Source organism: Maribacter sp. HS, from assembly GCF_048059195.1.
Classification (GTDB): Bacteria; Bacteroidota; Bacteroidia; order Flavobacteriales; family Flavobacteriaceae; genus Maribacter; species Maribacter dokdonensis.
This window is the reverse complement of the sequence record NZ_JAYLVV010000012.1, coordinates 1-24,725: the sequence shown is the minus strand read 5'-3', so window position 1 is coordinate 24,725 and position 24,725 is coordinate 1. Positions and strand designations below refer to the sequence as shown.

Here is a 24,725-nt window from a genome sequence, read left to right as displayed (position 1 = left end):
AACAGGGCTTTCTTTAAATTTACAATATAATTGTTCTATTTATAATTCTATTTCTTTTAACGCATTGATAGTTGCATCTAAATCTTCGTAACTTAAAGCATCATTTAAAAAATAGCTTTCAAAAGCACTTGGGGGCAAGTAAATACCCTTATTCAACATACCGTGAAAATACTTTTTAAACGTTTCATTATTGCCCTTGGCAGATGAAGTAAAGTCTACTACTGGCTCATTGGTAAAATGAACGGAAATCATACTACCATATCGGTTAATTTGATGGTCAACATTCTTTTCTTTCAATACCTCTGCAATGCCCTTATGTAAGTATTCGGTTTTATCGGCAAGACTTTTAAATACCCCAGGGTTATTGTTCAATTCTGTCAACATTGCCAATCCGGCACTCATAGCAAGAGGATTACCACTTAAAGTACCAGCTTGATAAACGGGTCCGTCAGGAGCCAGATAATCCATTATCTCCGTTCTTGCAGCAAAGGCCCCTACAGGTAATCCACCACCGATTACTTTTCCGTAAGTGACTATATCCGCTTTTATACCAAGTACTTCTTGAGCCCCACCTTTCGCTAGACGAAAGCCTGTCATAACTTCATCAAAAATCAATAAAATTCCTTCTTGAGTACAGATTTCACGAAGTCCTTGAATAAATTCATCCGTAGGTATTATGCACCCCATATTACCTGCTATAGGCTCTATAATAATTGCTGCCAGTTCTCCTTTATTGGCTTTTACCAACTCCTTTACACCGCTCAAATCATTATAAACCGCCAACAACGTATCCTTTGCCGTACCCTGTGTTACACCCGGACTATTGGGACTACCAAAGGTAACCGCGCCACTACCCGCTTGAATCAAAAACGAATCTGAATGTCCGTGGTAACATCCGGCAAATTTTATTATTTTTTCTCTACCGGTAAAGCCTCTTGCCAAACGTACAGCACTCATACAGGCTTCTGTTCCACTATTAACAAACCTGATCTTATCCATATTGGGCACCATTGATATAGCCAATTTCGCCAGCTCTGTTTCAATTTCCGTAGGCATACCAAACGAAGTTCCGTTCTTAGCCTTTTCAACCACTGCATTAATTACAGGCTCATGGGCATGACCCAATATTAAAGGACCCCATGATGCTATGTAGTCTATAAGCTTATTACCATCTTCATCATACAAATAAGCTCCTTTCGCTTTTTTTACGAATATTGGATCACCACCAACTGCTTTAAATGCGCGTACCGGTGAATTTACGCCACCTGGTATATATTTCTTTGCCTCTGCAAACAAGGCACTACTTCTTTGATAAATCATATGCTCTATTGATTTTTTACTACTTTTTGACTTTAAGCGGCTGTCCAATTGACAGATCAGAGCTACGCAGATTATTCAACTGCATTAACTCATCTACACTTAAATAATATTTTTTGGACAAAGAGTACAGGGTATCTCCTTTTTGTACCGTATGAATATTGTCCGCACCAGTAACCACCACCGTATTATCAGTATAGCCAGCCTTTTTTATTTGCTTGTCATACTTATGCAAATCATACTTCTCTATTAAATAAATTAATTTCTGCGGATACTTTGGATCTGTGGCATAACCAGCTTTACGCAAACCCCTTGCCCAACCTTTATAGTCTGTATGTCTCAAATTGAACAAGAACGCATACCTGGACCTCGTTGTTAAAAATATACTATGGTCTCTAAAGGAATACATAGGATGATTGTATTTTCTAAAACATTCCCCTTTTTCATCGTCATCATGAAAATCGTAATCACCTTCCCACCCTTTGTGGCATTTAATACCAAAATGATTGTTGGTTTTCATAGCCAATTCTCCTTTACCATTACCGCTCTCCAATAATCCCTGCGCCAAAGTAATACTTGCCGGTATACCATACCCCATCATTTCTAGTTGGGCAGTTTCAGCAAAAGTTTCTATGTATTCGGTTGGTGAGTCTATTTTAAACCTAATAAATTTTGAAGGCTCAGCAGGCAAATCTGCCTTTTCCCCTTTATTAGGACTATCCGCTTTAGAGTTTCTTCGCTCATTTTGAACATTCTTGGTTCGTAATTGATCCGAATATCTTTTTTTCGATTTACATGAAGTAAGCGCCACGCCCACCAACAAAATCAATAAAATTATCTTTTTCATATATGCAACAAAGGTAAATTTTTCTTTTTCAGTATACTATTCATACCAGTAATACCTTGCAGACCACCAGTATGAATTGCCAAAATTTTTGATCCTGGCACAAAAGTATCATGCTGGATCATTTGACACAACCCAAACATCATTTTTCCGGTATAAACGGGATCTAAAGGAATTTGCGTTTTTGCTTTAAACTCATTAATGAACTTTACCAATTCTTCTGTTATTTTGGCATAGCCGCCAAAATGAAAATCATTATTTATTTGCCAATTATCTTTCTGTACCAACTTCTCTATTTCAGACTTCAAAAAAGCTCCTTTTAATGCTGAAAAACCAATGATTTGCTGCTTAGCAAAAGAAGCATTGACCAACCCAGACACAGTACCACCAGTACCTACACTAGTACAAATACAATTGAATAGTTCATCTTCTTTGGTTAAAATTTCTTCACACCCTTGTATGGCCAAACTATTCGTACCTCCTTCCGGCACAAGATAAAAATCCCCAAACTCACTTCTTAATAGGTCAATAAACTTTATATCTTCCTTTTGCCTATATTCTTCTCTACTGATAAATTTGAATTGCATGCCATCTTCATGGGCTTTATGTAAAGTTGCATTATACTGCCAAGTATGCTCCAGCTCTTGGCCACGAATAATTCCAATAGCATTAAATCCCTTTTCTCTTGCGGCATAAGCTGTTGCCGCAATATGATTGGAAAATGCACCGCCAAAAGTCAATAACGTGTTCTTACCTTCCGCTTGGGCAGCCAATATATTATATTTGAGCTTTCTAAATTTATTACCAGATATAAACGGATGTAGTAGATCTTCGCGCTTTAGTACTACTGTAACATTCTTTTCAGCGAATAAGGGAAGTTCAACAAGTTGATTGAAGCTATGCAAGAAGGGCGATTTTTAACGCCAAAGATATTTAATAAAGCTAAAGGTTTTGCGATTGGACAAATAATCCATATCATTTTCATGCATGTAAGCTTCTCTCTCAAAGCTGAGATTTTGATAAGCTTTATAGGTATCCAAATAACAAACGGCTCTAATTGCCCACTCTGTAAGGTAAAGTATATAAAAAGGAAGGATCAATAATTCTTGCTGCTGACGCAAATGAATTTTCTCGTGATTTATAAGTACATCATCATTTTTTAAACTTCCATTTTTTAGAAATATGAAAGGCCAAAGTGAAAGACCCACATAATTTTTATAGAAGAAATGTCTAAATACCAGAATCATAGAATTACTTTGGTAATACTATTACAAAGATAAAGCCAAAAATAGTTCAACTAAAAATTACCAGTTTTTATTGCCAACAAAACCGATTAATGGTTAAAATAGGGCTAAAGTACTTATGTATATAACTTGAACAGATTACACAACAAGGTTATCAACATAAAGAAGTAACTTTATATTCCTAAATAGTATGTTTTACGATGAAGAAAATAATTCCGATCGAGGAGGGAGATTTTTACTGGTCTGAGAACGGTTATAGGGTCTTTACCAAACAATATCATCTTAAGCGAGGCTATTGTTGCGAAAGCGGTTGTAGACATTGTCCTTATGGTTATGATCCAAAAACAAATACCCAATAAGTTTTAACATAGCTCGGCATGATATTTGTGATTATTTCAACTAGAGAAAATTAAGTACTTAAAATATATAACGTTATGAAAAACATCAAACTACTTGGCTTACCGCTAATTCTTTTAATTTTTATTACTTCCTGTTCATCTGTAAGCGTACTTTCAGATTATGACCAGAAAGCTGATTTCAATGGTTATAAAACATATGCATTTTATAAAACAGGAATAGACAAAGCACAAATATCCGACTTGGACAAAAAACGAATTCTACGCGCTATTGAAACCGAAATGAGTTCTAGAGGTTTCGTAAAATCCGAAAAGCCAGATCTTTTGGTCAGTATTTTTACCAAAGAGCAAGAACGCGTTGATGTTTATAATAACAACTACGGTTGGGGCGGTGCCTGGGGATGGGGTTACAACCCATGGGCTTGGGGACCTGGTTTTGGCTGGGGCGGTACTAGCGTAAGTGCCAGCACACAGGGTTCTCTTTATATTGACCTAATAGATAACAATACAAACGAACTGGTATGGCAAGGTAAAGGTGTGGGAACACTATCAAACACCAAGAATATAGCCAAAAAAGAAGAACGAATTAGAGAATTTGTATCTCAAATTCTAGAGCAATACCCACCTAATGCGGTTGCAATGAAATAATAAACACTACTTATAAAATTAGGGCTTGCAGATGAATTCATCTGCGAGCCTTTTTTATTTATAATAATGGAAAATGCGTATCATTCTTTACCTCATTTAAAACAAAAGCGCTCTTAACACCACCAATACTTGGTAAAGAAGCTATCTTAAATTTTGCGAAATTATAATAGGCATCAAGGTTGGCAACTACAACTTTAAGGAGAAAATCAAACTCGCCACCAACTACAAAGCATTCTACCACTTCAGGATACTTTTTTACCTGCTCAAAAAAATCATCCATCATTGCGCCTTTTTGAGCCTCTAAAGAAACAAAGCTAAAAACCGTTATGCTATCCTCAATTTTGTCCTTATCCAAAATAGCTACATAGTTCTTTATAAACCCATCTTGCTCAAGACGTTTAATACGTTCATATACTGGTGTTTTTGTCATTCCAAGTTGCTCTGCAATTGCCTTGGCACCAATTTTTGCATCTTTCTGCAAAATCTTTAATATCTCCCTATCTATAAAATCTAATTTTTCCATCAAAATATTTTCCTGATTAACGGTCCCTCGAGAACCCTACAAAGTAATAATTACATTTAAATTATAACTTTAAAGTCTTATTTCCTAATTAAATCAAATTTAACATTTAATTAGTCCTATAATCCTATATTTAATAGAAATAATATAAGCTTTAAAAGTATAATTATGGGTGAATTTTCTTCTACATATGAAAGCAATCCTATTTTGGATAAACTTCCATCACATTTAAGGCAATACATTAAACCTCAAAACTATGAGGATTACACCCCTATAAACCAAGCTGTTTGGAGATATGTGATGCGCAAAAATGTAGATTACCTTAGCCAAGTTGCCCATAAATCATATACGGAAGGCTTACGTAAAACAGGCATCTCCATAGACAACATTCCAAACATGTATGGCATGAACCGTATTTTAAAAGATTTAGGCTGGGCCGCCGTTGCTGTAGATGGCTTTATTCCACCAGCCGCTTTTATGGAGTTCCAAGCCTATAATGTTCTAGTTATAGCTTCTGATATTCGCCAATTAGAGAATATTGCCTATACCCCTGCCCCAGATATTATTCATGAAGGAGCGGGCCATGCGCCTATTATTGCCAACCCTGAATATGCTGCATATTTAAGGCGATTTGGTGAAATTGGCTGTAAAGCTATATCTAGTGCTAAAGATTTTGAATTATACGAAGCTGTACGCCATCTATCCATTATTAAAGAAGCTAAAGGCACACCAATGGAAGAAATTCAGAAGTCTGAAAAGCATATTGAATTTCTTCAGGACAATATGGGCGAACCCAGCGAAATGGCGCTTATTAGAAACTTGCATTGGTGGACCGTGGAATACGGACTTATAGGCCCTTTAGAGGACCCAAAGATTTACGGAGCGGGACTTTTATCCTCTATTGGTGAAAGCCAGTGGTGCATGACAGATAATGTAAAAAAACTGCCTTATTCCATTGAAGCGGCAAGAACCTCTTTTGATATCACCAAACCTCAACCACAACTTTTTGTTACTCCAGATTTTGCTTTTTTGAGTCAGGTTCTTGAAGACTTTGCAAATACAATGGCTTTACGAAAGGGCGGACTTTCAGGTTTACAGAAACTTATAGACTCAAAAGAACTAGGGACAATTGAACTAAGTACTGGATTACAAGTATCCGGTAATTTTGAATCATTGATTTCTCATGAAGGCAAACCTATATACTTTCAAACGAAGGGTAAATCTGCTTTAGCATACCGAGAAAAAGAGTTGGTAGGGCAAGATATCAATCAGCATGAAACCGGTTTTGGATCACCAATAGGACGACTTAAAGGCATTAACATACCCATTGAGGATATGAGTCCGCGCGACCTTAAAGCATATAAGATTTATGAAGGTGAAATTGTTTCGTTAGATTTTATTGGCGGAATCAATGTTACCGGTAAAATAGTTACTGGCACACGTAATCTTCAAGGTAGAATTATCTTAATTACTTTTGAAAATTGTAAGGTAACCCACAATGAAACCACCCTTTTTGAATCTAACGATGAACTGTACAATATGGCAATTGGTGAAGGCATAGTTTCTGCTTATCATGGTCCCGCAGATTTACATAGTTTTGACCTTTTAGACCATTCTTTAAGCCCTAGTAGTGTTAGCAAAGATCAAGAAGGTTTAAATGAACTAGAATCTTATTATAAGACAATCAGGGATTTTAGAGAGGGAAAAAACACCATTGTTTCCAGAACAAAAATTTTTCAGGAAATACAGGAAAAATACCCAACAGATTGGTTATTGCCCGTGGAAATTTATGAACTGGCCATAAAAAGTAATGATGACAAATTAGCAAAAAATATAGAGCGACACCTTGAAAATATTAAACTTGACCAACCCAAACTAGGGCAATTAATTGATGACGGATTAGCATTAGCTACGGTAAAATCCCTGGCTTAATTTCTTGCAGTGCCTCTAAGGATTCTATGGTCTGTTCTTGGTAGGTTAATCGCCAACCCATAGAATTGGTAAGAATATAAAATTTCTGCAGCTCACTAATTAGTCTATTCTCCGCATTGCCCAATAATGAAGAAGCTTGCACTTTTTTCATTAACGAGGCATTTACCGTTTTCTTTATTTTATTATAATCGGTAGCATCAAACTGGTTCAAATAATCTGCGGTAACATCGTAGTATTCAAAATCTGGATTCAGATTAATTTCTGCTTCTGGTATGCTTTTGATTTTTACCGTTTTGGTTGCCTCATCCACTTCAAATTCTATATTACTTAAATCATAAGCCACGGTTACATCTGCATTTACCACAACCAATGCCTTTTTTTCCGCCCGCAATAACGGACCAAAAAGTTCTTTTGAATCTTTATAGTTGTACACTTCTGCAAAATGACCCTCAGTTACCACCAACTTGGAAACGTTGGTAATTTCTTGTTGAATGAGCATGGAGTTTTCTTTAAGAATAGATTTATCCTCCTTACCATCATTGCAGGAACGAACCACCAATACAATTGCTAAAGTAATTAGAACCCCTGCAATAAATTTTTTCATGCCTTTGAAATTTTGAAATCCATAAATGGATACACTTTCTGTATATACGTAATCTTTCTACGTAACGATGTTAAAAATTTTTGGTGTGCTTCACTATCGGGATTAAAAGGTCGATGTTGCAATCCACGTTGAATTTCATCAACTTTTTTCATGTGATCGTCCATACTATCTTTAATCCAAACTAATCTAAACTTCTCCCAGATATACTCTATTGCCGTCTCATTAGGGTGAATCATATCTTTGGCATAAAAACGATAATCACGTAACTCATCCATCATTAATTCATAACTAGGAAAATAAGATACGCTATCCTCATTTAAAATCTGATGAATAGCGGCAATAAGATGCGCTTTACTTCTTTGATTCTCCAGAAATCCGTCCTTTAAGTGCCTAACAGGTGATACCGTAAAAATAAATTGTACTGTAGGATTTACAGATTGCACAAATGTGATAACTCGTTTTAAACTCTCAACTGCCTCTTCAACGCTTAACAGCTCTTTAGTAAAATTAGACTGCGGTACTTTATGGCAATTTGCTACTACTTTATTGCTAGAACTCTTGCGGTACACCCAAGCGGTACCTAAAGTGATAATGATATGACTAGCTGTATTTACTTGCGTTGAAGTTCTACCTATTGCATTATTTAAATCTGCAATAATTTGTGCTTTGGACGGATTACTTAAGCTAGAATGCGCATCAAAACTATGCCATTGTTCATTCTCGTTAAACACATCTTCTTCAGTAAATAATTCTTGATTGACAGACTTTTCAATCAACCTTTCAATTGCCAAAGGATGAAACAATATCCCAAACGGATTCTGTATTCCCTGAAATTTGTAATAAGATAGCTTAGCCCCTATATTTTCAGAAAAACAAGAGCCCAACAATAATAACTGACTAGAATAGTCAATAGGATTATTAGCTTTAGATAAAGGTATTTCAGTTAAGAGATTCATTTTTTGATTCCTTATCGTTTTACGAATTTCTTAAACAATGCACAACTACTTCAAATAATCTTCTGCCTTTGCCAAAGCCTCTTCAATACCACCAGGGTTTTTACCGCCTGCAGTGGCAAAGAAAGGTTGACCACCACCACCACCTTGAATATACTTACCAAGCTCGCGAACAATTGTCCCGGCATTTAATCCTTTGGAGGCAACCAGTTCTTTAGATATATAACAGGACAATAAAGCTTTACCATTTTGCTCTGTTCCGAACAGTAAAATCAAATTATCCTTATTGCCGCCCATTTCAAAACTAAGGTCTTTAATACCAGCTGCATCTAAATCTACTTTTTTAGCTAGAAACTGCACTCCGTTGATTTCCTTAAGTTCCGAAAGTAAATCACCTTTTAGATTTTTTGCCTTATCCTTAAGTAATTCAGCTACTTGTTTTTTAAGGCTGCTATTCTCTTCCTGTAAACTTGAAACCGACTTTAACGGATCTTGGCTATTGCCTAAAACATGTTTTATTTCTGAAAGCAATTTGTCATTATCAGTATGAAGATCTTTAACGGCATCACCGGTAATTGCTTCTATTCTTCTAATACCTGCTGCAACGGCGCCTTCTGACTTTATTTTAAATTGCCAGATATCTCCCGTATTCTTTACATGTGTTCCTCCACATAATTCGATCGATTGACCAAAACGAATGGTTCTTACCGCATCTCCATATTTTTCACCAAATAACGCCATAGCGCCCTCTGCTAGCGCAGTTTTCATTGGTACGTTTCTTTCTTCCTGAAGCTGTAATTGTCCGTCTATACGAGCATTCACAAAATTCTCAACCTCCTGCAATTCTTCTGGTGTCATTTTAGAAAAATGAGAAAAATCGAATCGTAAATATTTTGAGTGTACCGAAGACCCTTTTTGCTCCACGTGCTTACCCAAAACTTCTCTTAATGCCTGATGCAACAAGTGCGTTGCCGTATGGTTAGCTTCCGTTCTGTTGCGTTGCTTTTTATCTACGACCGCTTTAAAACTTTCATTTAAATGCTTTGGTAGGTTCTTGGCAAAATGAATGATCTCGTTATTCTCTTTCTTAGTATCGGTAATATAAATGACATCGCCATGTGCATCTTCTAAATACCCTTTATCACCAACTTGACCACCCCCTTCGGCATAAAAAGGGGTTAGATTAAATACCAGTTGATATTGTGTACCTTCTTTTTTGGACGTTATTTTTCTGTATTTGGTAATCTTCACCTCAACATCAAGCATATCATAACCAACAAACTCTTGCTCATTATCCTCTTGCAAAACCTCCCAATCTTCTTTAGATACGGACGATGCTGATTTTGACCTATTTTTCTGCTTCTGCATTGCCTCATCAAAGCCAGCCTCATCTAACTCATATCCTTTTTCACTAAGAATCAATGCAGTTAAATCTATTGGAAACCCGAAAGTATCATATAGCTCAAAAACTTTTCCGCCATCTACGACCTTTCCTTTTGTATTCTTTATGATAGTATCTAAAAGCAACAAGCCCTGATCTAAGGTTTTCAAGAAAGAGTATTCTTCTTCTTTGATTACATTTTCAATGAGTTGTTTTTGCTCTTTCAATTCCGGGTAAGCTGCACCCAAAGAATCCGTTAAAACATTTACCAAACGGAACATAAAAGGTTCTTTGGTATTCAAAAAGGTGAATCCGTAGCGTACCGCTCTTCTTAATATTCTTCTTATCACATAACCGGCACCTGTATTGCTTGGCAATTGACCGTCTGCAATAGAAAATGCCACCGCGCGAATGTGATCACTGATCACACGAATAGCTATATCAATTTCTTCATTTTTACCATAATCGGAATTTGTTATGGTTTCTATTTCTCGTATTAACGGCGTAAATATATCTGTATCATAGTTAGATTGCACTCCTTGTAAAACCATACAAAGACGTTCAAACCCCATTCCTGTATCTACGTGCTTAGCCGGCAAACTCTCTAACGAGCCATCTGCCTTGCGGTTGTATTGCATAAATACCAGGTTCCAAATTTCCACTACCTGCGGATGGTCTTGATTTACCAAACTTGCACCAGATACTTTTGCCTTTTCTTCTTTTGAGCGAATATCCACGTGAATCTCGGAACATGGTCCACACGGTCCTTGGTCGCCCATTTCCCAAAAATTATCTTTCTTGTTCCCCATGATAATTCTATCTTGCGGAACAATTTTCTTCCATAACCCAAACGCTTCTTTATCCATATCCAATTGATCGGCATCTTCACTACCTTCAAAAACTGATACGTACAAACTATCCTTATCTATTTTAAATACTTCGGTCAACAATTCCCATGCCCAGGCAATAGCCTCTTCTTTAAAATAATCGCCAAAGCTCCAGTTGCCCAACATCTCGAACATGGTATGGTGATAGGTATCTTTACCTACTTCCTCCAAATCGTTATGTTTACCACTTACACGCAAACATTTTTGAGTATCTACCACTCTTGAGCTCTTAGGCTGACTAATACCTAAAAAATATTCTTTGAACTGGTTCATGCCCGCATTTGTAAAAAGCAGGGTTGGGTCATCTTTTATGACCATAGGTGCAGAAGGCACTATTTTGTGTTCTTTACCTTTGAAAAAATTCAGAAATTGAGTTCTTGTTTCTTTGGAATTCATCTAAAATGCTAAGCTTTTACAAATTTTAACGGTTTATATAAAACTATTTTTATATTTGTTTGTTCCCTAATAATTAAAAAACAAAAATAGGATAAATAACATTCATGTCTAAGGTAAAATACTATTACGACCCAGATACGCTGTCGTACCGTAAAATAGAACCCCAAAAATCTAAACGTTATAGAAATATAACCTTCTTTATTTTGGGATCGTGCCTTTTTGGTCTGTTAGGTTTAATTCTATTACTGAACACCAATCTCGTAAACACGCCTAGAGAACTTTCTTTGTCAAGGGAAGTGAAGAACTACGAGCTTCAATATGAACTGTTGAATAAAAAAATGGAACAGATTGAAGAAGTTCTGGGCAATATTGAAGAAAGGGACAACAATATCTACCGTTTATATTTTGAAGCAAATCCAATACCCGACGAGCAACGTAAAGCAGGGTTTGGAGGTATTAACCGTTATAAATCTTTAGAGGGCTTCAACAATTCCGAGATGATAATATCTACCACCAAAAGGCTGGATATTATTAAAAAACAAATGGCCATACAGTCCAAGTCTTTAGATGAAATCACAAAACTTGCCGAAGAAAAAGAAAAATTATTAATGTCCATTCCCGCTATACAGCCCATCAACAATGAAGATTTAACCCGCATGGCTTCAGGTTATGGTTGGCGTTCCGATCCTTTCACGAAAGCAAGAAAAATGCACTATGGCATGGACTTCACCGCACCTAAAGGCACACCGGTATATGCTTCTGGCGATGGTAAAATAACCAGAGCAGATAATAATTCATCCGGCTACGGTAAACATATACGTATTGAGCATGGCTACGGGTATTTAAGCCTTTATGCGCATTTAAGCCAGTATAACGTGAAGAAGGGTCAAAAAGTAAAACGAGGCGATTTAATTGGCTTTGTAGGCAGTACAGGTAGATCTGAAGCTCCACATTTACATTATGAAGTTTGGAAAGATAAAGATCGTATAAACCCTATTAATTTCTATTACGGAAGTTTATCTCCAGAAGAGTTTGAAAACATGCTTAAATTTGCTAATCAAGAAAACCAATCATTAGATTAATGCAGATAGACCTCCCAGAAAAAAGATATTATGGTATTGGTGAAGTAGCCCGTGCTTTCGGTGTAAACGCCTCGTTAATTCGTTTTTGGGAAAAAGAGTTCGATGTACTTCAACCAAAAAAGAACGCAAAAGGAAATAGAAAATTTACGCCACAGGACATTAAAAACCTTCAGCTTATCTACCATTTGGTAAAAGAAAGAGGTTTTACTCTTGATGGCGCCAAAATCCACCTCAAAGAAGAGAAACAAAAAACACTTTCCAATTTTGACATTATTCAAAAATTGGAGCGCGTAAAATCGGAACTAAATAAAATTAAAGACCAATTATAACACAACCATTATGAAAAAAGGACTAATCGCATTAATCGTAATCGCTGTAATAGCGTTTGGACTATACCAGTGGGGCGTAGGTTTCAATAACACAGCAATAGCGCTAAAAGAAACTTCTACAAAAACCTGGGCAAATGTTGAAAGTGCCTATCAACGTAGAAACGACCTCATAGGCAACCTAGTAAAAACAGTACAAGGTGCCGCTGATTTTGAAAAAGGTACTTTGACCGATGTAATCGAGGCAAGATCCAAAGCAACTTCGGTAAGCATTGACCCAGCTAATATAACCCCAGAGCAATTAGCACAGTTCAATCAAGCGCAAAGCGGATTAAGCAGTGCACTAAGCAGATTATTGGTTACCGTTGAACGCTACCCCGACTTAAAGGCAAATCAAAATTTTCTGGAACTGCAATCTCAATTAGAAGGTACCGAAAATAGAATAAACGTAGCACGTGATAGGTTTAATGCAACCGTAGAACCATATAACCTTCACATCAAAAAATTTCCTAATTCAATTTTGGCAGGTATATTTAACTTTGATGAGCTAGCGTATTATAAAGCTGATGCAGGATCAGAAAATGCACCAGACGTAAATTTTGAATTTGATTGATATTTTATGTCCAAGGTAGAAGATTTTTTAACCGGCAAAGAAGAGCAAGATATAGTGAACGCTATTCTTGAAGCAGAAAAAAATACTTCTGGTGAAATTAGAGTGCATATTGAAGCACATACAGACAAAGACCATTACGAGAGAGCCAAAGAGGTTTTTCATTTATTAAAAATGGACAACACCAAACAAGAAAACGGAGTACTTATCTATGTAGCCGTACACGATAAGAAGTTTGTAATTTGTGGTGATAAGGGCATTGATAATGTAGTACCTAAAGACTTTTGGCAAACTACCAGAAATAGCATTCAAACACATTTTGAGAAAGGAGCTTTTAAAGAAGGTTTAGTAGCTGGTGTTTTAAAAGCCGGAGAAGAGTTAAGAAGCCATTTTCCTTGGCAATCAGATGACACCAACGAATTAAGCAATGAGATATCTAAAGGTTAGCCTTGTAATTCTTTTTCTTTGGTGCACTCCGTCATGGAGTCAGTTTGAAATTCCTGAAAAACCGGCATTACAGACCAGTGTTTATGATTACACCAATTTATTGAGCGACCAGCAGAAAGTAGCCCTTAGCCAAAAATTGGTTCGTTATTCAGACAGCACTTCTACCCAAATTGTAGTTACCATTATTGCGAGCACTAATGGCGAAAACATTAATTATTTGGGTGCCAACTGGGGGCAAAAATGGGGAATTGGTCAAGAAGGCAAAGACAATGGTGTTCTCATAATTTTAGCTGAAAATGACAGAAAAGTTGCTATTAACACCGGGTATGGTGTAGAAGGTCTACTTACAGACGCTATATCAAAGCGCATTATTGAAAAAGTAATCCTTCCAGAATTTAGAGCTGGGGATTATTATGGTGGACTAAATAAAGGGTCAGATGTTATTTTTCAAGTTTTAAATGGTGAATTTGAAGAAGACAGAATCTTTGGAAATAACAGTAAATCCCCTTTCTCCTCATTTTTACCCTTTATCATTTTTCTCGTAATCCTCTTTATACTTTGGAGTCGCAAAAACGACGACAATAACGGAGGAAGTAACGGTAGAAAACGCAGGGGCCTTAGTCCTTGGGATATGATTATTCTAAGTAATATGGGACGTTCTAGTGGCGGATTCGGTAGCGGCGGAGGCGGAAGCTTTGGTGGCGGTGGATTCGGAGGAGGTTTCGGCGGCGGCGGCTTTGGCGGTGGCGGTGCTTCTGGAGGTTGGTAGTTTATTTTAAACATATTATTTCACTTTCAATATCCAGCAGTGAGATTAAAGTCTGTTTACCTCTATTCGCTTTCTAGTAACAACTAGGCTTAGGTCTATTGTATATAATTATGCAGCAATCATACACATTATATTACCTTCCCCTTTATCCCCTCCCAAGAGGAGAGCAATACGTATTTAGTTGCAGGCTTCTTGACAGTAAGAATTTTTGTCACAATAAGAACTAAATGGACTGTTTTATTCAAAATCCTTAATTCAAGTTAGAACCGTTCCCCTCTCGGGAGGGGCTAGGGATGGGTTGTTGGTTAAAACTCCAAAAAAAATGGTCAAATAATTCTGCTGCGCAGAATATTTGACCACTTCTTATTTCCTTATCTAATTTTAGAGTTTATTCTTAAACTCTAACACCTGAATTTCTAAACAACCTACTTCTTCCTCATAAACACTGTAATAGGCACCCCAGTAAAATCATACTCCTCACGTATCTTATTTTCTAAATAACGCTTGTAAGGCTCACGTACATATTGCGGCAGGTTACAGAAGAAAGCAAACTGCGGATATGGAGTTGGTAATTGCGTACAGAATTTAATCTTAACAAATTTACCTTTATACGCCGGCGGCGGATAATTCTCAATTATTGGTAACATTGTTTCATTGAACTTACGGGTAATAATCTTTTTATTACGATTATTATATACCTCAACTGCTGTTTCTATTGCCTTGAAAATACGTTGTTTCGTCAACACCGAAACAAAAAGTATAGGCACATCTGTAAATGGCTCAATAGCTTTTTTAATTTTATCGGTATAGTGCTTTATAGTATTGGTTTCTTTATCTTCTACCAAATCCCACTTATTCACAAGAATTACAATCCCCTTGTGGTTACGTTGCGCGAGCCAGAAAATATTTTCTACCTGACCGTCAAAACCTCTTGTGGCATCGAGCATTAAAATACAAACATCGCAATGCTCTATGGCCCTAACCGAACGCATAACGGAATAGAACTCCAGATCTTCTTTCACTTTTGCCTTACGACGAATACCTGCCGTATCTACTAAGTTGAATTCAAACCCAAATCTGTTGTATTTAGTATCGATACTATCTCTTGTAGTACCGGCAATATCAGTAACAATGTACCTATCCTCCCCTATCAATGCATTAATAAAAGAAGACTTACCCGCATTGGGCCTACCAACAACGGCAAATCTTGGCAGGTCACTTTCCTCTTCTACAACATCTGGCAACTTTTCTACCAAGGCATCTAGCAATTCTCCAGAACCACCTCCATTTATACTAGATAAGGTATAATACTCACCAAGGCCTAAAGAATAAAACTCAACAGCATCCTCCGCTCTTTTGGCATTGTCAACCTTGTTGACCGCCAAAAAAACAGGCTTTTTCACTCTTCTAAGTAACTTGGCTACATCTTCATCCATACCGGTAACACCAGTTTCAACGTCTACCATAAAAATAATGGCATCAGCTTCTTCGATCGCCAATTCAACTTGCCTATCAATTTCCTTTTCAAAAACATCATCACTACCCACAACGTATCCGCCGGTATCAATAATTGAAAACTCTTTTCCGTTCCAATCACTTTTACCATAATGCCGATCACGTGTAACACCGCTAACGGCATCTACAATAGCCTCGCGTCTTTGAATTAATCTATTAAAAAATGTTGATTTTCCTACATTAGGTCTCCCTACAATGGCAACAATAGCACCCATAGCTTAAATTTGGGGCAAAGGTAATATTTAAACTGGCATTTACACCATAAGTTAAACAGAGAGATTAGACGGGATCACTTCAAAAGATTCCATTTCAGAAAGTTGCAGCTTTTTAGGAGTAGATAGATAAGGTTCACCAACTGACCGTTTACGAACAATTCTTGCTGGTGACCCATAAGCCATAACGTTATTCCCAAAATGATCAACAACTAAAGACCCAGCTCCGATTACGGTATGTTCACCTATCTCAATACCATTTACCAATGAAGCTCCTAAGCAAATTGAAGAAAACTTACCAAGAAAAACATTTCCTCCACAACATGAGGATGGAGCTAAACTGGCATAGCTCTCCATTACAGAATCATGCTCTAAAATAGAATTCGAATTAAGTATACAGAAATCATGAATAAGTGAATTTGAATTAATTATTGCCCCAGGCATAATTACATTCCCACAGCCCATCAATACATCTTTACCAATTTTAGCACTAGGATGAATGGTATTTATAAAATTAAAATTAGGTGCTATTTTTGAAATTTTATCCACAACAAGCTTTCTTGTCCAGTTATCGCCTATGGCAATAACTCCACCTCTAACATTAAATCTGTTTATTAAAAATGGTAAGTCATATTCACTACCTAAAACTTGATAACCATTAACTATTGTCCCTTTTACCCTGTAAGAATCTACAAAACCAATTACATTATACTCCCCCTCTTTCTCTAAACAATCCAAAACAACACTACCGTGCCCAGAGGCACCAAAAATTATCACGTTATGCATTTCATCGGGGTTTTATGACAGTTTATCGATAATTCAAAAATAGGCTTTTCTTTTCAACTTGAAGAATTAAAGCGTACTTTAAGATAAAAATTAGTCGGATAAAGTCAATAAGCAGAAGACTTCTGATGCAAATACCTGACACTAAAGGGTTCATATATCACCATAGATTAGATAAAAAGTTCATTTTTATCTAAAATTTTTAATTACCCCTATTTATTGTAGCCAAAACGCTTTAATTGACGTGCATCGCTTCGCCAATTCTTGTTCACTTTCACGTAGAGTTCAATGTGAACCTGCTTACCAAAAAATTTCTCTAAATCTTTTCTAGCTTCTACGCCAACGCGCTTTAAAGCTGCCCCTTTGTGACCAATGATAATTCCTTTTTGAGAATCGCGCTCAACCATAATTACGGCACGCATACGAATGATATCCTCATCTTCAAAAAACTCTTCGGTTTCTATTTCTACCGCGTATGGAATTTCCTTTTTGTAGTTTAATAAGATTTTCTCCCGGATAGTCTCATTCACAAAAAAGCGTTCTGGCTTGTCAGTTAACTGATCTTTAGGATAATAAGCAGGCGATTTTGGAAGTAGCTCAACAATACGTTCAAAAACTCCCTTTATATTAAAATTAGATAATGCTGAAATTGGATGCAACTCTACCGTAGGCAATAAGTCTTGCCAATACTGAACTTGCTCTTCCAATAATTCTTGGGTAGCTGCATCTACTTTATTTAACAATAGTAAAACAGGAATTTTACTGTTTTTAATTTTCTCGAAAAAAGCTTCATCTTTTAAAGCCTTCTCCCCTATCTCTACCATATAAAGCAACACATCGGCATCTTCAAAAGCAGATTTTACAAAATCCATCATACTACTCTGTAGTTCGTAGGCAGGTTTTATAATTCCAGGAGTATCAGAAAGAATCATCTGAAAATCGTCTCCATTCACAATACCTAATATACGATGCCTAGTAGTTTGCGCCTTTGATGTTATTATGGATAATTTTTCACCCACAAAAGCATTCATCAATGTCGACTTACCAACATTTGGATTTCCTATTATATTTACGAAGCCTGCTCTATGATCTGCCATCCTTCAACTTTATTATGTATTTCTTCAATTCCACATTTACCTTTGGAGCCAACAAAAGTACGGCAATCATATTAGGTATTACCATTAAGGCATAGGACAAATCAATTAAATTCTTTACCAGCTCTAAAGAGGCCACTGCCGCAAAAACGATCATAATCACAAAATACCAGTTATACAACTTACCTATTTTAGCATTGGTCAAAAAGGATAAAGATTTTACTCCGTAATAGGAATAGGTAAACAAAGTGGATAGTGCAAATGCCGTAACTATTACCATTAACAATATATCTCCCCAACCGAACAGGGTTCTTTCAAAAGCTGATAAGGTCATTACAATTCCACTAGAATCTTCTAAATACGCTCCACTGAGAATAATTACGATTGCCGTAAATGTACATACCAAAATGGTATCTATAAACGGCCCTAACATAGCCACCAAGCCTTCACGAATTGGCTCATCGTTTTTTGACTGACCGTGATACATTGGCGCGCTACCTAAACCTGCCTCATTAGAAAACATTGCCCTACGGACACCAATAATTACCAATCCCCAAAATCCGCCAGTAGCTAAAGATTTAAAGTTCCAAGCTTCCGTAAATATCATTTTCAGAGCTGGTAATATTTGACTTGAATTCATCGCCATAACCGCTATGACGGCAATTAAATATACCGCGACCATAAATGGTACTATGGCTGAGGCAACCTTAGCAATCTTTGTCAATCCACCAAATATGACAAACGAAGTAATAATGGCCAGTATTAAACCAATGGTCCATTTCCAATTTTCATCACTCATTTCAATGATGTTGGAACCAGGTTCAACTACACTCATAAATGTTTCCGTGAACTGATTGGCCGTAAACACACCCAAAAAGCCAAAGAGACCACATACCGCAAAGAAAATAGCCAAAGGTCTTGCCTTCTCACCCAATCCTTTAGTTATATAATACATGGGGCCTCCCTGTAATTTACCGTCTGAATCTGTACCACGATACATAATTGCCAAACTACAAGAGTAAAATTTGATACACATACCTATTAATGCTGTCATCCAAATCCAAAACACCACTCCAGGTCCACCATCATGTATGGCAATAGCTACCCCAGATATATTCCCCAAGCCAACTGTAGCAGCAACTGCAGCCGAAAGCGCTTGAAAAGAACTTACCTCACCTTTTGAATTTGAATTATCATATTTACCTGCTGTAATTGCTATAGCGTGACCGAAAAAACGATAGGGCATTAATTTGGAATAAAAAACCAAAAAGAGTCCGCCGCCTATCAACAAAAGAAACATTGGCCACTCCGTATACGGCAGGGCATTGGCTATAAAGTCGTTAATTGTATCCATAAAATTGTAAAAAACCGAAGTTATGGATTTAAAGTTTTTTAAAAGATAATGCTCCCAAAAAATATTCTTTAAATAAGTTTTGAAAATAGAGAAAATGTATTGTATATTTGCACCCCGCTACGAATAGTAGCACACCTTTATCTCGTCAGCTTAATGACCTGAAGTTGCAAAACAAGTGAGATAAGAACCCATATCGCGGGGTAGAGCAGTAGGTAGCTCGTCGGGCTCATAACCCGAAGGTCGCTGGTTCGAGTCCAGTCCCCGCTACTAAGTTTAAAGTATTTAAAAACAACGGTTTAGTTTTCTCTAAACCGTTTTTTTATGCCTAATTTTAAGGAGTTAGTTACCTTTGAATATGAAAATGAATACGAAAGTGCATACGATTTGTCTGTAAAGAGAAACTTTTCCATCCCTAAAATATATTCTGCCAACGGCGATTTACAAAAACGCTGGTATGTCTATTTTTCTTTTCGGGATCCTAAAAGTGGAAATTTAAAGCGCCAGACTCCTTTCTACGGGGACGCAAATAAATATAAGACCAAAGAAGATAGAATGTCCGTTTTGGTCATCTATAGAAAAGTTTTATTGAGACTCCTTAATAAAGGCTATAATCCATATTCCGATAATCTAGAGCTACACCAAAATTTAACATCTAAAAATAATGTAGCCAATAATTTAAATTTACCAGATAAAGTTTTACCGAAATCTGAACCCATATTGGAAAAGCCTAAAATGACGATTCAAGAGGGATTCAAATTTGGAATCAAGCTTAAAGAAAAATTGGTTAGCCCTAGTACCAAAAGAGATTATGAAAGTAAAATAAAGAATTTTTCAAAATGGCTTTCAGTAAATCATGCTGAAATAAAGTTCATATCTCAACTAGATAAAAAACTTATCTTAGAATTCTTAAATGATGTTTTGGACAGAAATAGTGCACGAACAAGAAATAATTACAAAACCGACCTAAGTAGTATTATACAAGTACTTGTAGATAATGAAATCATAGAACAAAATTTCGTAAAGAAAATACCTAAACTAAAATCTACACCAGAACGTAATAAAACATATTCCCAGAATATTCAAGAGGAAATTTTTGAATATTTAGAAGTTCAAGACCCAATTCTATTACTCTACATTAAATTTATCTCTTATAACTTTTTACGACCAATAGAAGTCTGCCGACTTAGGGTAAAAGATATTGATATAAAAAATAGACGAATACAATTTAAAGCAAAGAACAGCCCATTAAAAACCAAAATTATACCAGAGCTGTTATGGAACGATTTGCCAGACCTCACGAAATTGGATAAGGAAGCCGTCTTATTTACACCGGAAAAAATTGGCGGCGAATGGGATACCCTTGTAGATAATAGGCGAGACTATTTCAGCAAACGTTTTAGAAAAGTCGTTAAAGAGCATTTTAAATTAGGAATAAATTATGGGCTATATAGTTTTAGGCACACTTACATTACTAAAGTTTATAGGGCTTTAATGAAGGACTCCTCCCCTTTTGAGGCTAAAAGTAAGTTAATGTTGATAACAGGCCACTCTTCCATGACCGCCTTAGAAAAGTATTTAAGGGATATAGATGCAGAACTACCCGAAGATTATTCAACAATGTTAAAAAATGTACATGAATAATACGCCTTTGGAAATATTATATAAGAACCTGATTTCAAGGCTATGGGAAGAGCTATTATTTTTCATCCCTCACAATGAAATTTCAAATGAATTCTTAGAAAATCATGAAGAAATAGAATTTGAAAAATTTCGCAATAAGATCATAGTTATAGATTATTATAAGGGACCTACACTCTACAAAACAGATAGAGATAATAACTTGATAATACTTAAAAACAGTTCATTAAAAAAAAGTACTCGTCAATTATTAAACGCAAAAGCAAATTTCGATGAACAGGAATTTAGTTACATTTTAGAGCTATATTATGAGCAAACTGAGTGCTTATATTTTATAACAAATTGGCTGAATAAAAATATAACTCAAGTACTTCCTCAAGAAGACAGTATTCTAGGTTTGTTTAAACTTCAGCACAATTACCACAAGTCACATTTTGAAACAATTCTAAAACAGTTTTATCCAGATATGCAATCTTTGCCAAAAGGTAATTTTAATATCGGAAAATCGTTAGAGTCATCTTTACCTCAAATCACCAAACTATTTAATACTGATAACAAGCAAAATATTATACTTGAAGCTTCAAATTTACAAGAAGACAGGCATGAAAACTTACCCACTCCTATTAATAAGAAAGAACAAAAGAGGAAAATTAAAAAACCACCTATTATTTCGGATACAGAAGCAGAAACAATTTTATTAAAGCGAATTTTTAATATTGATTTAGAAATACATAAATAAATTATACGTAAATTAAACGTTTAATTTACGTATAATTATGATTGAAACTGAAATTTGTAATTATTGTGGTGGTGACTACATCCCAAAAAGAAGAGGAGCACAAAAATTTTGTAGTAACTCTTGTAGAAGTCTCAATTGGAAAAATAATCAACCAATTAAAGAATTGAAAGTGCCAGTTGCAAATTCTAAAGATGAGAAACCTGTTATAGCAGAAAAGCCAAGTCTACAAGAAAAAATGTCTCTAGCGGGAATTGGAAATGCTGCTGTAGGAGTTGCTGCTGTAGAATTAGCTAAGAATTTTGTGACCCCAAACGCAAACAAACCTGCTACTAAAAAAGATATTGAAGATTTAAAAGCTTTTCTTAAATCTAGATATTTTTTAGTAAATAATATGAGAAAGGATATTCATGGGAGACAAGCCTATTTTGATATAATTACAGGTAGTATACTTTATAAATAAACTTCAATAAATAGTTATTCTTTAATCATCAAAAAAACCTAAAACTTCAGTTAGTAGATTTCGTATTTTTAGCCATATAATCTTGCCATAAGATTAAAACATATTTTTCTTTGCCATTTTCTTTCCTAATTAAAAAACCATACTCATAAATAAAAAAATAAACTTGCCCATTTTGATTTTTCCAATAGTGTGTAAAGAAATTTGGATTAAATCCTAACTCTAGCAAAACATTGCTTCTTATTGTAACCTTTCCTCCTTTATTATACTCCTTAAGTAACTTACGGTTCAATTTTAATTGATTATCAACCTTATTATAAAAGCGTTCAGGATTTTGCTTTTCAATTTGGTATTGGTAGGCACTTTTACATTGAGGATCGCAAAATTTCTTATCCGTCCTACCTCTTAATTCTTTACTACAATGAATACATTCCTTATAAATTCTCATAATAATAGATTTAACAGTATACTATACGTATCCTATTCGTATAAGGTACGATTAAATCAATTGTATCAATTAGATTGCTCGAAAAACTATGGAAAAAGGTAGGAGCGTTATTCTAAAGCATCTTTTAATTCAAGAAAGACGCTACATTGGTTTGCAATTTAACGCAGATAAAGTTATTCATGCGCTTGTTAAGCAGTTACCAGATGTTAAATGGAGCAATAGCTATAACATGGCTTACATTTTGAACACCAAACAAAATCTTGATAAAATATTTAAAATATTCAATGGCGTTGTATGGGTTAATTGCAATCATTTTTTTGATCGAAACATTGCCAAAGAACATAACGGGACAATCGATACTACATGGTTTAGAAAAAGGGAGCTTCCATCAACATATCGTGTTTGCCCTTTAAGTTATTTAGATAAATTAGAATTGAGGAAATATGCCAATAACACAGTGAAATCATATGTTACTGCTTTTGAAACATTCATAAATTACTATAACACTAAAGATTTAATATCTATTAATGAAAGTGATGTTAGAGGTTATATCTTGAAATTAATCCAAGAAGACAAATCCACTGCCTATATAAATTTAGCTATCAATAGTATAAAATTTTATTATGAATCAGTTCTAGGCATGCCCAACAGATTTTATAAAATAGAAAGACCTAGAAAAGAAAAGAAATTGCCTAAAGTTCTTTCCAAAAAAGATGTTCTCAGCATCATTGCAAACACCAATAACTTAAAACACAAATGTATTGTTAGTCTTCTATATTCCTCTGGAATACGAAGAAATGAATTGGTTAATTTAAAAATCAGCGATATAGATAGTAAGAGGATGTTGATCCGGATTGAAGCCGCAAAAGGTAATAAAGACCGGTATACCTTGCTTTCACATTCATTGTTAAAAGATCTACGAAAATATTATCAACAATATAAACCAGAAAAATATATTGTTGAAGGTTTGCACGGCAATCAATATTCAGGTCAAAGCATTGGGAAAGTTGTACTTAATGCTGCTATAAAAGCAGGTATTAAGATTCCTGTAACTCCACATATGTTAAGACATAGTTTTGCAACACATTTATTAGAAGCAGGTGTAGATTTAAGACAAATACAGGTTTTATTAGGTCATAGTTCTAGCAAGACAACAGAAATTTATACACATGTTGCCACAACAACTTTCAAAAAAATAAAAAACCCTCTTGACTCCTAGAAATTTATAAAAGATATATTTAACATATGTTATATATATCCTATATTGGAAGTATATATAACATTAATGTTATATATACCATTGTTGTAGCCAATTTGAGAAATGACAATCCGAGAAATATTAAATACCACAAAACATAGACCTTGGGAAATTCCAACTGATAATTGGAAATTCTATCAAGAGTGGAATAATGCAATATTTCTTCATTATCAAGTTGACTTGACTGAATTAAAAAAGTTTGTTCCAGATGAATTGGAAATTGACCTTTTTGAAGGCAAACCTTGGATTTCAGTCGTTGCTTTTACAATGGAAAGAATAAGACCGAAAAACTTACCTTATTTTTCGCCTATATCGGATTTTGACGAAATAAATATTCGGACTTATGTAAAGTCAAATAATAAAACTGGAGTTTATTTTTTGAGCATTGAAGGCGGGAAAAATTTATCATGTAAAGTCGCAAAAAGTATTTCGGAACTTCCATATAGGTTTTCAAATATTAAAAGGACTGACAAAAAATATCAATCCCATAATTCAGAATTTAATGACAAATTAAATATTGAGTTTAAAATTGGAAACGAACTGACCGAGAAAACGGAATTGGACAAATGGTTAACGGAAAGATATGCTCTTTTTCAAGATACAGACGATTCGATAAACGAATTTGAAATCCATCATTTGGAATGGCCAATTAACGAAATTGACATACAAAAATTGGAATTGAATTATCCAAGATTTGAAAAATTAATAAACGGAAAACCAAGTAGAATTCATTACTCGAAAGGAGTAAAAGTTTTGGCTTGGGGAAAAATAAAAAATAAAAAAACTGGCTACAACAATGTATCCTATGAAAAGCCCTAGTCCAGTTCTCTAAAGTTAATATTTTATTTTTTATTGGTCCATAATGTTGATTTTGGGGTGTTGGATTGTTGGCAACCCTTTCCAGCATAATG

At 35.4% G+C, this 24,725-nt stretch carries 26 protein-coding genes and 1 tRNA gene; 14 read left to right on the top strand and 13 right to left on the bottom strand.

Going from position 1 to position 24,725, the window contains the following annotated elements; translation table 11 throughout:
* Nucleotides 1-39 precede the first annotated feature (39 nt).
* The 4 genes from hemL to VBZ51_RS18755 are packed head-to-tail and all read right to left on the bottom strand — an operon-like array spanning nucleotide 40 to nucleotide 3,408.
* Nucleotides 40-1,320 carry a glutamate-1-semialdehyde 2,1-aminomutase gene (gene hemL / locus VBZ51_RS18770; protein ID WP_416577942.1) on the bottom strand — a complete coding sequence of 427 codons (1,281 nt, stop codon included), beginning with the start codon at nucleotides 1,318-1,320 and terminating at the stop codon, nucleotides 40-42.
* A gap of 19 nt (nucleotides 1,321-1,339) precedes the next feature.
* Nucleotides 1,340-2,164 carry a glucosaminidase domain-containing protein gene (locus VBZ51_RS18765; RefSeq protein WP_071340259.1) on the bottom strand — a complete coding sequence of 275 codons (825 nt, stop codon included), beginning with the start codon at nucleotides 2,162-2,164 and terminating at the stop codon, nucleotides 1,340-1,342.
* Nucleotides 2,161-3,066 (bottom strand): 1-aminocyclopropane-1-carboxylate deaminase/D-cysteine desulfhydrase, encoded by a 906-nt coding sequence (locus tag VBZ51_RS18760; protein WP_416577941.1) that lies wholly within the window; start codon nucleotides 3,064-3,066, stop codon nucleotides 2,161-2,163. Before VBZ51_RS18760 ends, VBZ51_RS18765 begins: the two co-directional genes overlap by 4 nt.
* 12 nt (nucleotides 3,067-3,078) lie before the next feature.
* On the bottom strand, nucleotides 3,079-3,408 hold the full coding sequence (locus tag VBZ51_RS18755) for a hypothetical protein (RefSeq protein WP_058105230.1): 330 nt from the start codon (nucleotides 3,406-3,408) through the stop codon (nucleotides 3,079-3,081).
* 197 nt (nucleotides 3,409-3,605) lie between these two features.
* On the opposite strand from VBZ51_RS18755, the gene VBZ51_RS18750 reads away from it, so the two are divergent.
* A complete protein-coding gene (locus tag VBZ51_RS18750) occupies nucleotides 3,606-3,764 on the top strand; it encodes a DUF5522 domain-containing protein (RefSeq protein WP_167342570.1) in 159 nt (52 codons plus the stop codon).
* Nucleotides 3,765-3,839: 75 nt separating this feature from the next.
* Nucleotides 3,840-4,409, top strand: a complete 570-nt coding sequence (locus tag VBZ51_RS18745; protein WP_416577940.1) for a DUF4136 domain-containing protein — start codon at nucleotides 3,840-3,842, stop codon at nucleotides 4,407-4,409.
* Nucleotides 4,410-4,467: 58 nt separating this feature from the next.
* On the opposite strand, the gene VBZ51_RS18740 is transcribed toward VBZ51_RS18745, so the two are convergent.
* Nucleotides 4,468-4,932 (bottom strand): Lrp/AsnC family transcriptional regulator, encoded by a 465-nt coding sequence (locus VBZ51_RS18740; protein ID WP_300024279.1) that lies wholly within the window; start codon nucleotides 4,930-4,932, stop codon nucleotides 4,468-4,470.
* A gap of 165 nt (nucleotides 4,933-5,097) precedes the next feature.
* On the opposite strand from VBZ51_RS18740, the gene VBZ51_RS18735 reads away from it, so the two are divergent.
* Nucleotides 5,098-6,861, top strand: a complete 1,764-nt coding sequence (locus VBZ51_RS18735; protein ID WP_416577939.1) for an aromatic amino acid hydroxylase — start codon at nucleotides 5,098-5,100, stop codon at nucleotides 6,859-6,861.
* Here VBZ51_RS18735 and VBZ51_RS18730 read toward each other — a convergent pair.
* Genes VBZ51_RS18730 through alaS form a run of 3 tightly spaced genes read right to left on the bottom strand, consistent with a single transcriptional unit; the run spans nucleotide 6,839 to nucleotide 11,082 of the window.
* Nucleotides 6,839-7,465, bottom strand: coding sequence for a DUF4230 domain-containing protein (locus VBZ51_RS18730; RefSeq protein ID WP_416577938.1), 627 nt, complete (start codon nucleotides 7,463-7,465; stop codon nucleotides 6,839-6,841). The two genes, VBZ51_RS18735 and VBZ51_RS18730, sit on opposite strands and share 23 nt — an antisense overlap.
* Nucleotides 7,462-8,421 carry a GSCFA domain-containing protein gene (locus VBZ51_RS18725; protein WP_416577937.1) on the bottom strand — a complete coding sequence of 320 codons (960 nt, stop codon included), beginning with the start codon at nucleotides 8,419-8,421 and terminating at the stop codon, nucleotides 7,462-7,464. Before VBZ51_RS18725 ends, VBZ51_RS18730 begins: the two co-directional genes overlap by 4 nt.
* A 45-nt stretch (nucleotides 8,422-8,466) precedes the next feature.
* On the bottom strand, nucleotides 8,467-11,082 hold the full coding sequence (gene alaS, locus VBZ51_RS18720; protein WP_416577936.1) for an alanine--tRNA ligase: 2,616 nt from the start codon (nucleotides 11,080-11,082) through the stop codon (nucleotides 8,467-8,469).
* A 104-nt stretch (nucleotides 11,083-11,186) separates the two neighbouring features.
* Here alaS and VBZ51_RS18715 point away from each other — a divergent pair, with 104 nt between their 5' ends.
* From VBZ51_RS18715 to VBZ51_RS18695, 5 genes are read left to right on the top strand one after another with little or no spacing between them, the layout of a single operon-like run.
* The gene (locus VBZ51_RS18715; protein ID WP_058105224.1) at nucleotides 11,187-12,164 is read left to right on the top strand and encodes a M23 family metallopeptidase; all 978 of its coding nucleotides are present in this window, start codon (nucleotides 11,187-11,189) and stop codon (nucleotides 12,162-12,164) included.
* Nucleotides 12,164-12,493: a MerR family transcriptional regulator gene (locus VBZ51_RS18710; RefSeq protein ID WP_416577935.1), complete on the top strand. Its 330-nt coding sequence runs from the start codon at nucleotides 12,164-12,166 to the stop codon at nucleotides 12,491-12,493. The genes VBZ51_RS18715 and VBZ51_RS18710 overlap by 1 nt, the downstream gene beginning before the upstream one ends.
* 10 nt (nucleotides 12,494-12,503) lie before the next feature.
* Entirely contained in the window at nucleotides 12,504-13,103 is a 600-nt protein-coding gene (locus VBZ51_RS18705; RefSeq protein ID WP_416577934.1) for a LemA family protein, read from the top strand.
* Between the two features lie 6 nt (nucleotides 13,104-13,109).
* Complete coding sequence (locus VBZ51_RS18700) at nucleotides 13,110-13,547, top strand: TPM domain-containing protein (protein WP_416577933.1); 438 nt, start codon at nucleotides 13,110-13,112, stop codon at nucleotides 13,545-13,547.
* Entirely contained in the window at nucleotides 13,528-14,316 is a 789-nt protein-coding gene (locus tag VBZ51_RS18695) for a TPM domain-containing protein (RefSeq protein WP_416577932.1), read from the top strand. The genes VBZ51_RS18700 and VBZ51_RS18695 overlap by 20 nt, the downstream gene beginning before the upstream one ends.
* A 425-nt stretch (nucleotides 14,317-14,741) precedes the next feature.
* Here VBZ51_RS18695 and der read toward each other — a convergent pair whose 3' ends face one another.
* From der to VBZ51_RS18675, 4 genes are all read right to left on the bottom strand, one after another.
* Nucleotides 14,742-16,046, bottom strand: coding sequence for a ribosome biogenesis GTPase Der (gene der, locus VBZ51_RS18690; protein ID WP_058105219.1), 1,305 nt, complete (start codon nucleotides 16,044-16,046; stop codon nucleotides 14,742-14,744).
* 51 nt (nucleotides 16,047-16,097) lie between these two features.
* Nucleotides 16,098-16,829 (bottom strand): acetyltransferase, encoded by a 732-nt coding sequence (locus VBZ51_RS18685; RefSeq protein ID WP_416577931.1) that lies wholly within the window; start codon nucleotides 16,827-16,829, stop codon nucleotides 16,098-16,100.
* A gap of 209 nt (nucleotides 16,830-17,038) precedes the next feature.
* Nucleotides 17,039-17,923 carry a GTPase Era gene (gene era, locus VBZ51_RS18680; protein ID WP_416577930.1) on the bottom strand — a complete coding sequence of 295 codons (885 nt, stop codon included), beginning with the start codon at nucleotides 17,921-17,923 and terminating at the stop codon, nucleotides 17,039-17,041.
* The gene (locus VBZ51_RS18675) at nucleotides 17,910-19,274 is read right to left on the bottom strand and encodes an alanine/glycine:cation symporter family protein (protein WP_091601879.1); all 1,365 of its coding nucleotides are present in this window, start codon (nucleotides 19,272-19,274) and stop codon (nucleotides 17,910-17,912) included. The genes era and VBZ51_RS18675 overlap by 14 nt, the downstream gene beginning before the upstream one ends.
* Before the next feature lie 194 nt (nucleotides 19,275-19,468).
* Here VBZ51_RS18675 and VBZ51_RS18670 point away from each other — a divergent pair.
* From VBZ51_RS18670 to VBZ51_RS18655, 4 genes are all read left to right on the top strand, one after another.
* Nucleotides 19,469-19,541: transfer RNA gene (locus tag VBZ51_RS18670), tRNA-Met, on the top strand.
* Nucleotides 19,542-19,595: 54 nt separating this feature from the next.
* A complete protein-coding gene (locus VBZ51_RS18665; RefSeq protein ID WP_416577929.1) occupies nucleotides 19,596-20,915 on the top strand; it encodes a tyrosine-type recombinase/integrase in 1,320 nt (439 codons plus the stop codon).
* Nucleotides 20,908-21,651, top strand: coding sequence for a hypothetical protein (locus VBZ51_RS18660; protein ID WP_416577928.1), 744 nt, complete (start codon nucleotides 20,908-20,910; stop codon nucleotides 21,649-21,651). The genes VBZ51_RS18665 and VBZ51_RS18660 overlap by 8 nt, the downstream gene beginning before the upstream one ends.
* A 37-nt stretch (nucleotides 21,652-21,688) precedes the next feature.
* On the top strand, nucleotides 21,689-22,111 hold the full coding sequence (locus VBZ51_RS18655) for a hypothetical protein (protein ID WP_416577927.1): 423 nt from the start codon (nucleotides 21,689-21,691) through the stop codon (nucleotides 22,109-22,111).
* A 46-nt stretch (nucleotides 22,112-22,157) separates the two neighbouring features.
* Here the strand turns inward: VBZ51_RS18655 and VBZ51_RS18650 are convergent, their stop codons facing one another.
* Nucleotides 22,158-22,556, bottom strand: coding sequence for a hypothetical protein (locus VBZ51_RS18650; RefSeq protein WP_339729552.1), 399 nt, complete (start codon nucleotides 22,554-22,556; stop codon nucleotides 22,158-22,160).
* Nucleotides 22,557-22,644: 88 nt separating this feature from the next.
* Here VBZ51_RS18650 and xerA point away from each other — a divergent pair, with 88 nt between their 5' ends.
* Complete coding sequence (gene xerA / locus VBZ51_RS18645; RefSeq protein WP_416577926.1) at nucleotides 22,645-23,775, top strand: site-specific tyrosine recombinase/integron integrase; 1,131 nt, start codon at nucleotides 22,645-22,647, stop codon at nucleotides 23,773-23,775.
* 102 nt (nucleotides 23,776-23,877) lie between these two features.
* Complete coding sequence (locus tag VBZ51_RS18640; RefSeq protein WP_416577925.1) at nucleotides 23,878-24,633, top strand: YqjF family protein; 756 nt, start codon at nucleotides 23,878-23,880, stop codon at nucleotides 24,631-24,633.
* Nucleotides 24,634-24,725 lie beyond the last annotated feature (92 nt).

Coding starts and splice junctions, on each gene's coding strand:
- era (WP_416577930.1), bottom strand. CDS start 17,923: ATGGCAGATCATAGAGCAGGCTTCGTAAATATAATAGGAAATCCAAAT.
- alaS (WP_416577936.1), bottom strand. CDS start 11,082: ATGAATTCCAAAGAAACAAGAACTCAATTTCTGAATTTTTTCAAAGGT.
- VBZ51_RS18715 (WP_058105224.1), top strand. CDS start 11,187: ATGTCTAAGGTAAAATACTATTACGACCCAGATACGCTGTCGTACCGT.
- xerA (WP_416577926.1), top strand. CDS start 22,645: ATGGAAAAAGGTAGGAGCGTTATTCTAAAGCATCTTTTAATTCAAGAA.
- VBZ51_RS18710 (WP_416577935.1), top strand. CDS start 12,164: ATGCAGATAGACCTCCCAGAAAAAAGATATTATGGTATTGGTGAAGTA.
- VBZ51_RS18695 (WP_416577932.1), top strand. CDS start 13,528: ATGAGATATCTAAAGGTTAGCCTTGTAATTCTTTTTCTTTGGTGCACT.
- VBZ51_RS18675 (WP_091601879.1), bottom strand. CDS start 19,274: ATGGATACAATTAACGACTTTATAGCCAATGCCCTGCCGTATACGGAG.
- VBZ51_RS18750 (WP_167342570.1), top strand. CDS start 3,606: ATGAAGAAAATAATTCCGATCGAGGAGGGAGATTTTTACTGGTCTGAG.
- VBZ51_RS18745 (WP_416577940.1), top strand. CDS start 3,840: ATGAAAAACATCAAACTACTTGGCTTACCGCTAATTCTTTTAATTTTT.
- VBZ51_RS18685 (WP_416577931.1), bottom strand. CDS start 16,829: ATGCATAACGTGATAATTTTTGGTGCCTCTGGGCACGGTAGTGTTGTT.
- der (WP_058105219.1), bottom strand. CDS start 16,046: ATGGGTGCTATTGTTGCCATTGTAGGGAGACCTAATGTAGGAAAATCA.
- VBZ51_RS18650 (WP_339729552.1), bottom strand. CDS start 22,556: ATGAGAATTTATAAGGAATGTATTCATTGTAGTAAAGAATTAAGAGGT.
- VBZ51_RS18730 (WP_416577938.1), bottom strand. CDS start 7,465: ATGAAAAAATTTATTGCAGGGGTTCTAATTACTTTAGCAATTGTATTG.
- VBZ51_RS18755 (WP_058105230.1), bottom strand. CDS start 3,408: ATGATTCTGGTATTTAGACATTTCTTCTATAAAAATTATGTGGGTCTT.
- VBZ51_RS18655 (WP_416577927.1), top strand. CDS start 21,689: ATGATTGAAACTGAAATTTGTAATTATTGTGGTGGTGACTACATCCCA.
- VBZ51_RS18735 (WP_416577939.1), top strand. CDS start 5,098: ATGGGTGAATTTTCTTCTACATATGAAAGCAATCCTATTTTGGATAAA.
- VBZ51_RS18665 (WP_416577929.1), top strand. CDS start 19,596: ATGCCTAATTTTAAGGAGTTAGTTACCTTTGAATATGAAAATGAATAC.
- VBZ51_RS18705 (WP_416577934.1), top strand. CDS start 12,504: ATGAAAAAAGGACTAATCGCATTAATCGTAATCGCTGTAATAGCGTTT.
- VBZ51_RS18660 (WP_416577928.1), top strand. CDS start 20,908: ATGAATAATACGCCTTTGGAAATATTATATAAGAACCTGATTTCAAGG.
- hemL (WP_416577942.1), bottom strand. CDS start 1,320: ATGATTTATCAAAGAAGTAGTGCCTTGTTTGCAGAGGCAAAGAAATAT.
- VBZ51_RS18725 (WP_416577937.1), bottom strand. CDS start 8,421: ATGAATCTCTTAACTGAAATACCTTTATCTAAAGCTAATAATCCTATT.
- VBZ51_RS18765 (WP_071340259.1), bottom strand. CDS start 2,164: ATGAAAAAGATAATTTTATTGATTTTGTTGGTGGGCGTGGCGCTTACT.
- VBZ51_RS18640 (WP_416577925.1), top strand. CDS start 23,878: ATGACAATCCGAGAAATATTAAATACCACAAAACATAGACCTTGGGAA.
- VBZ51_RS18700 (WP_416577933.1), top strand. CDS start 13,110: ATGTCCAAGGTAGAAGATTTTTTAACCGGCAAAGAAGAGCAAGATATA.
- VBZ51_RS18740 (WP_300024279.1), bottom strand. CDS start 4,932: ATGGAAAAATTAGATTTTATAGATAGGGAGATATTAAAGATTTTGCAG.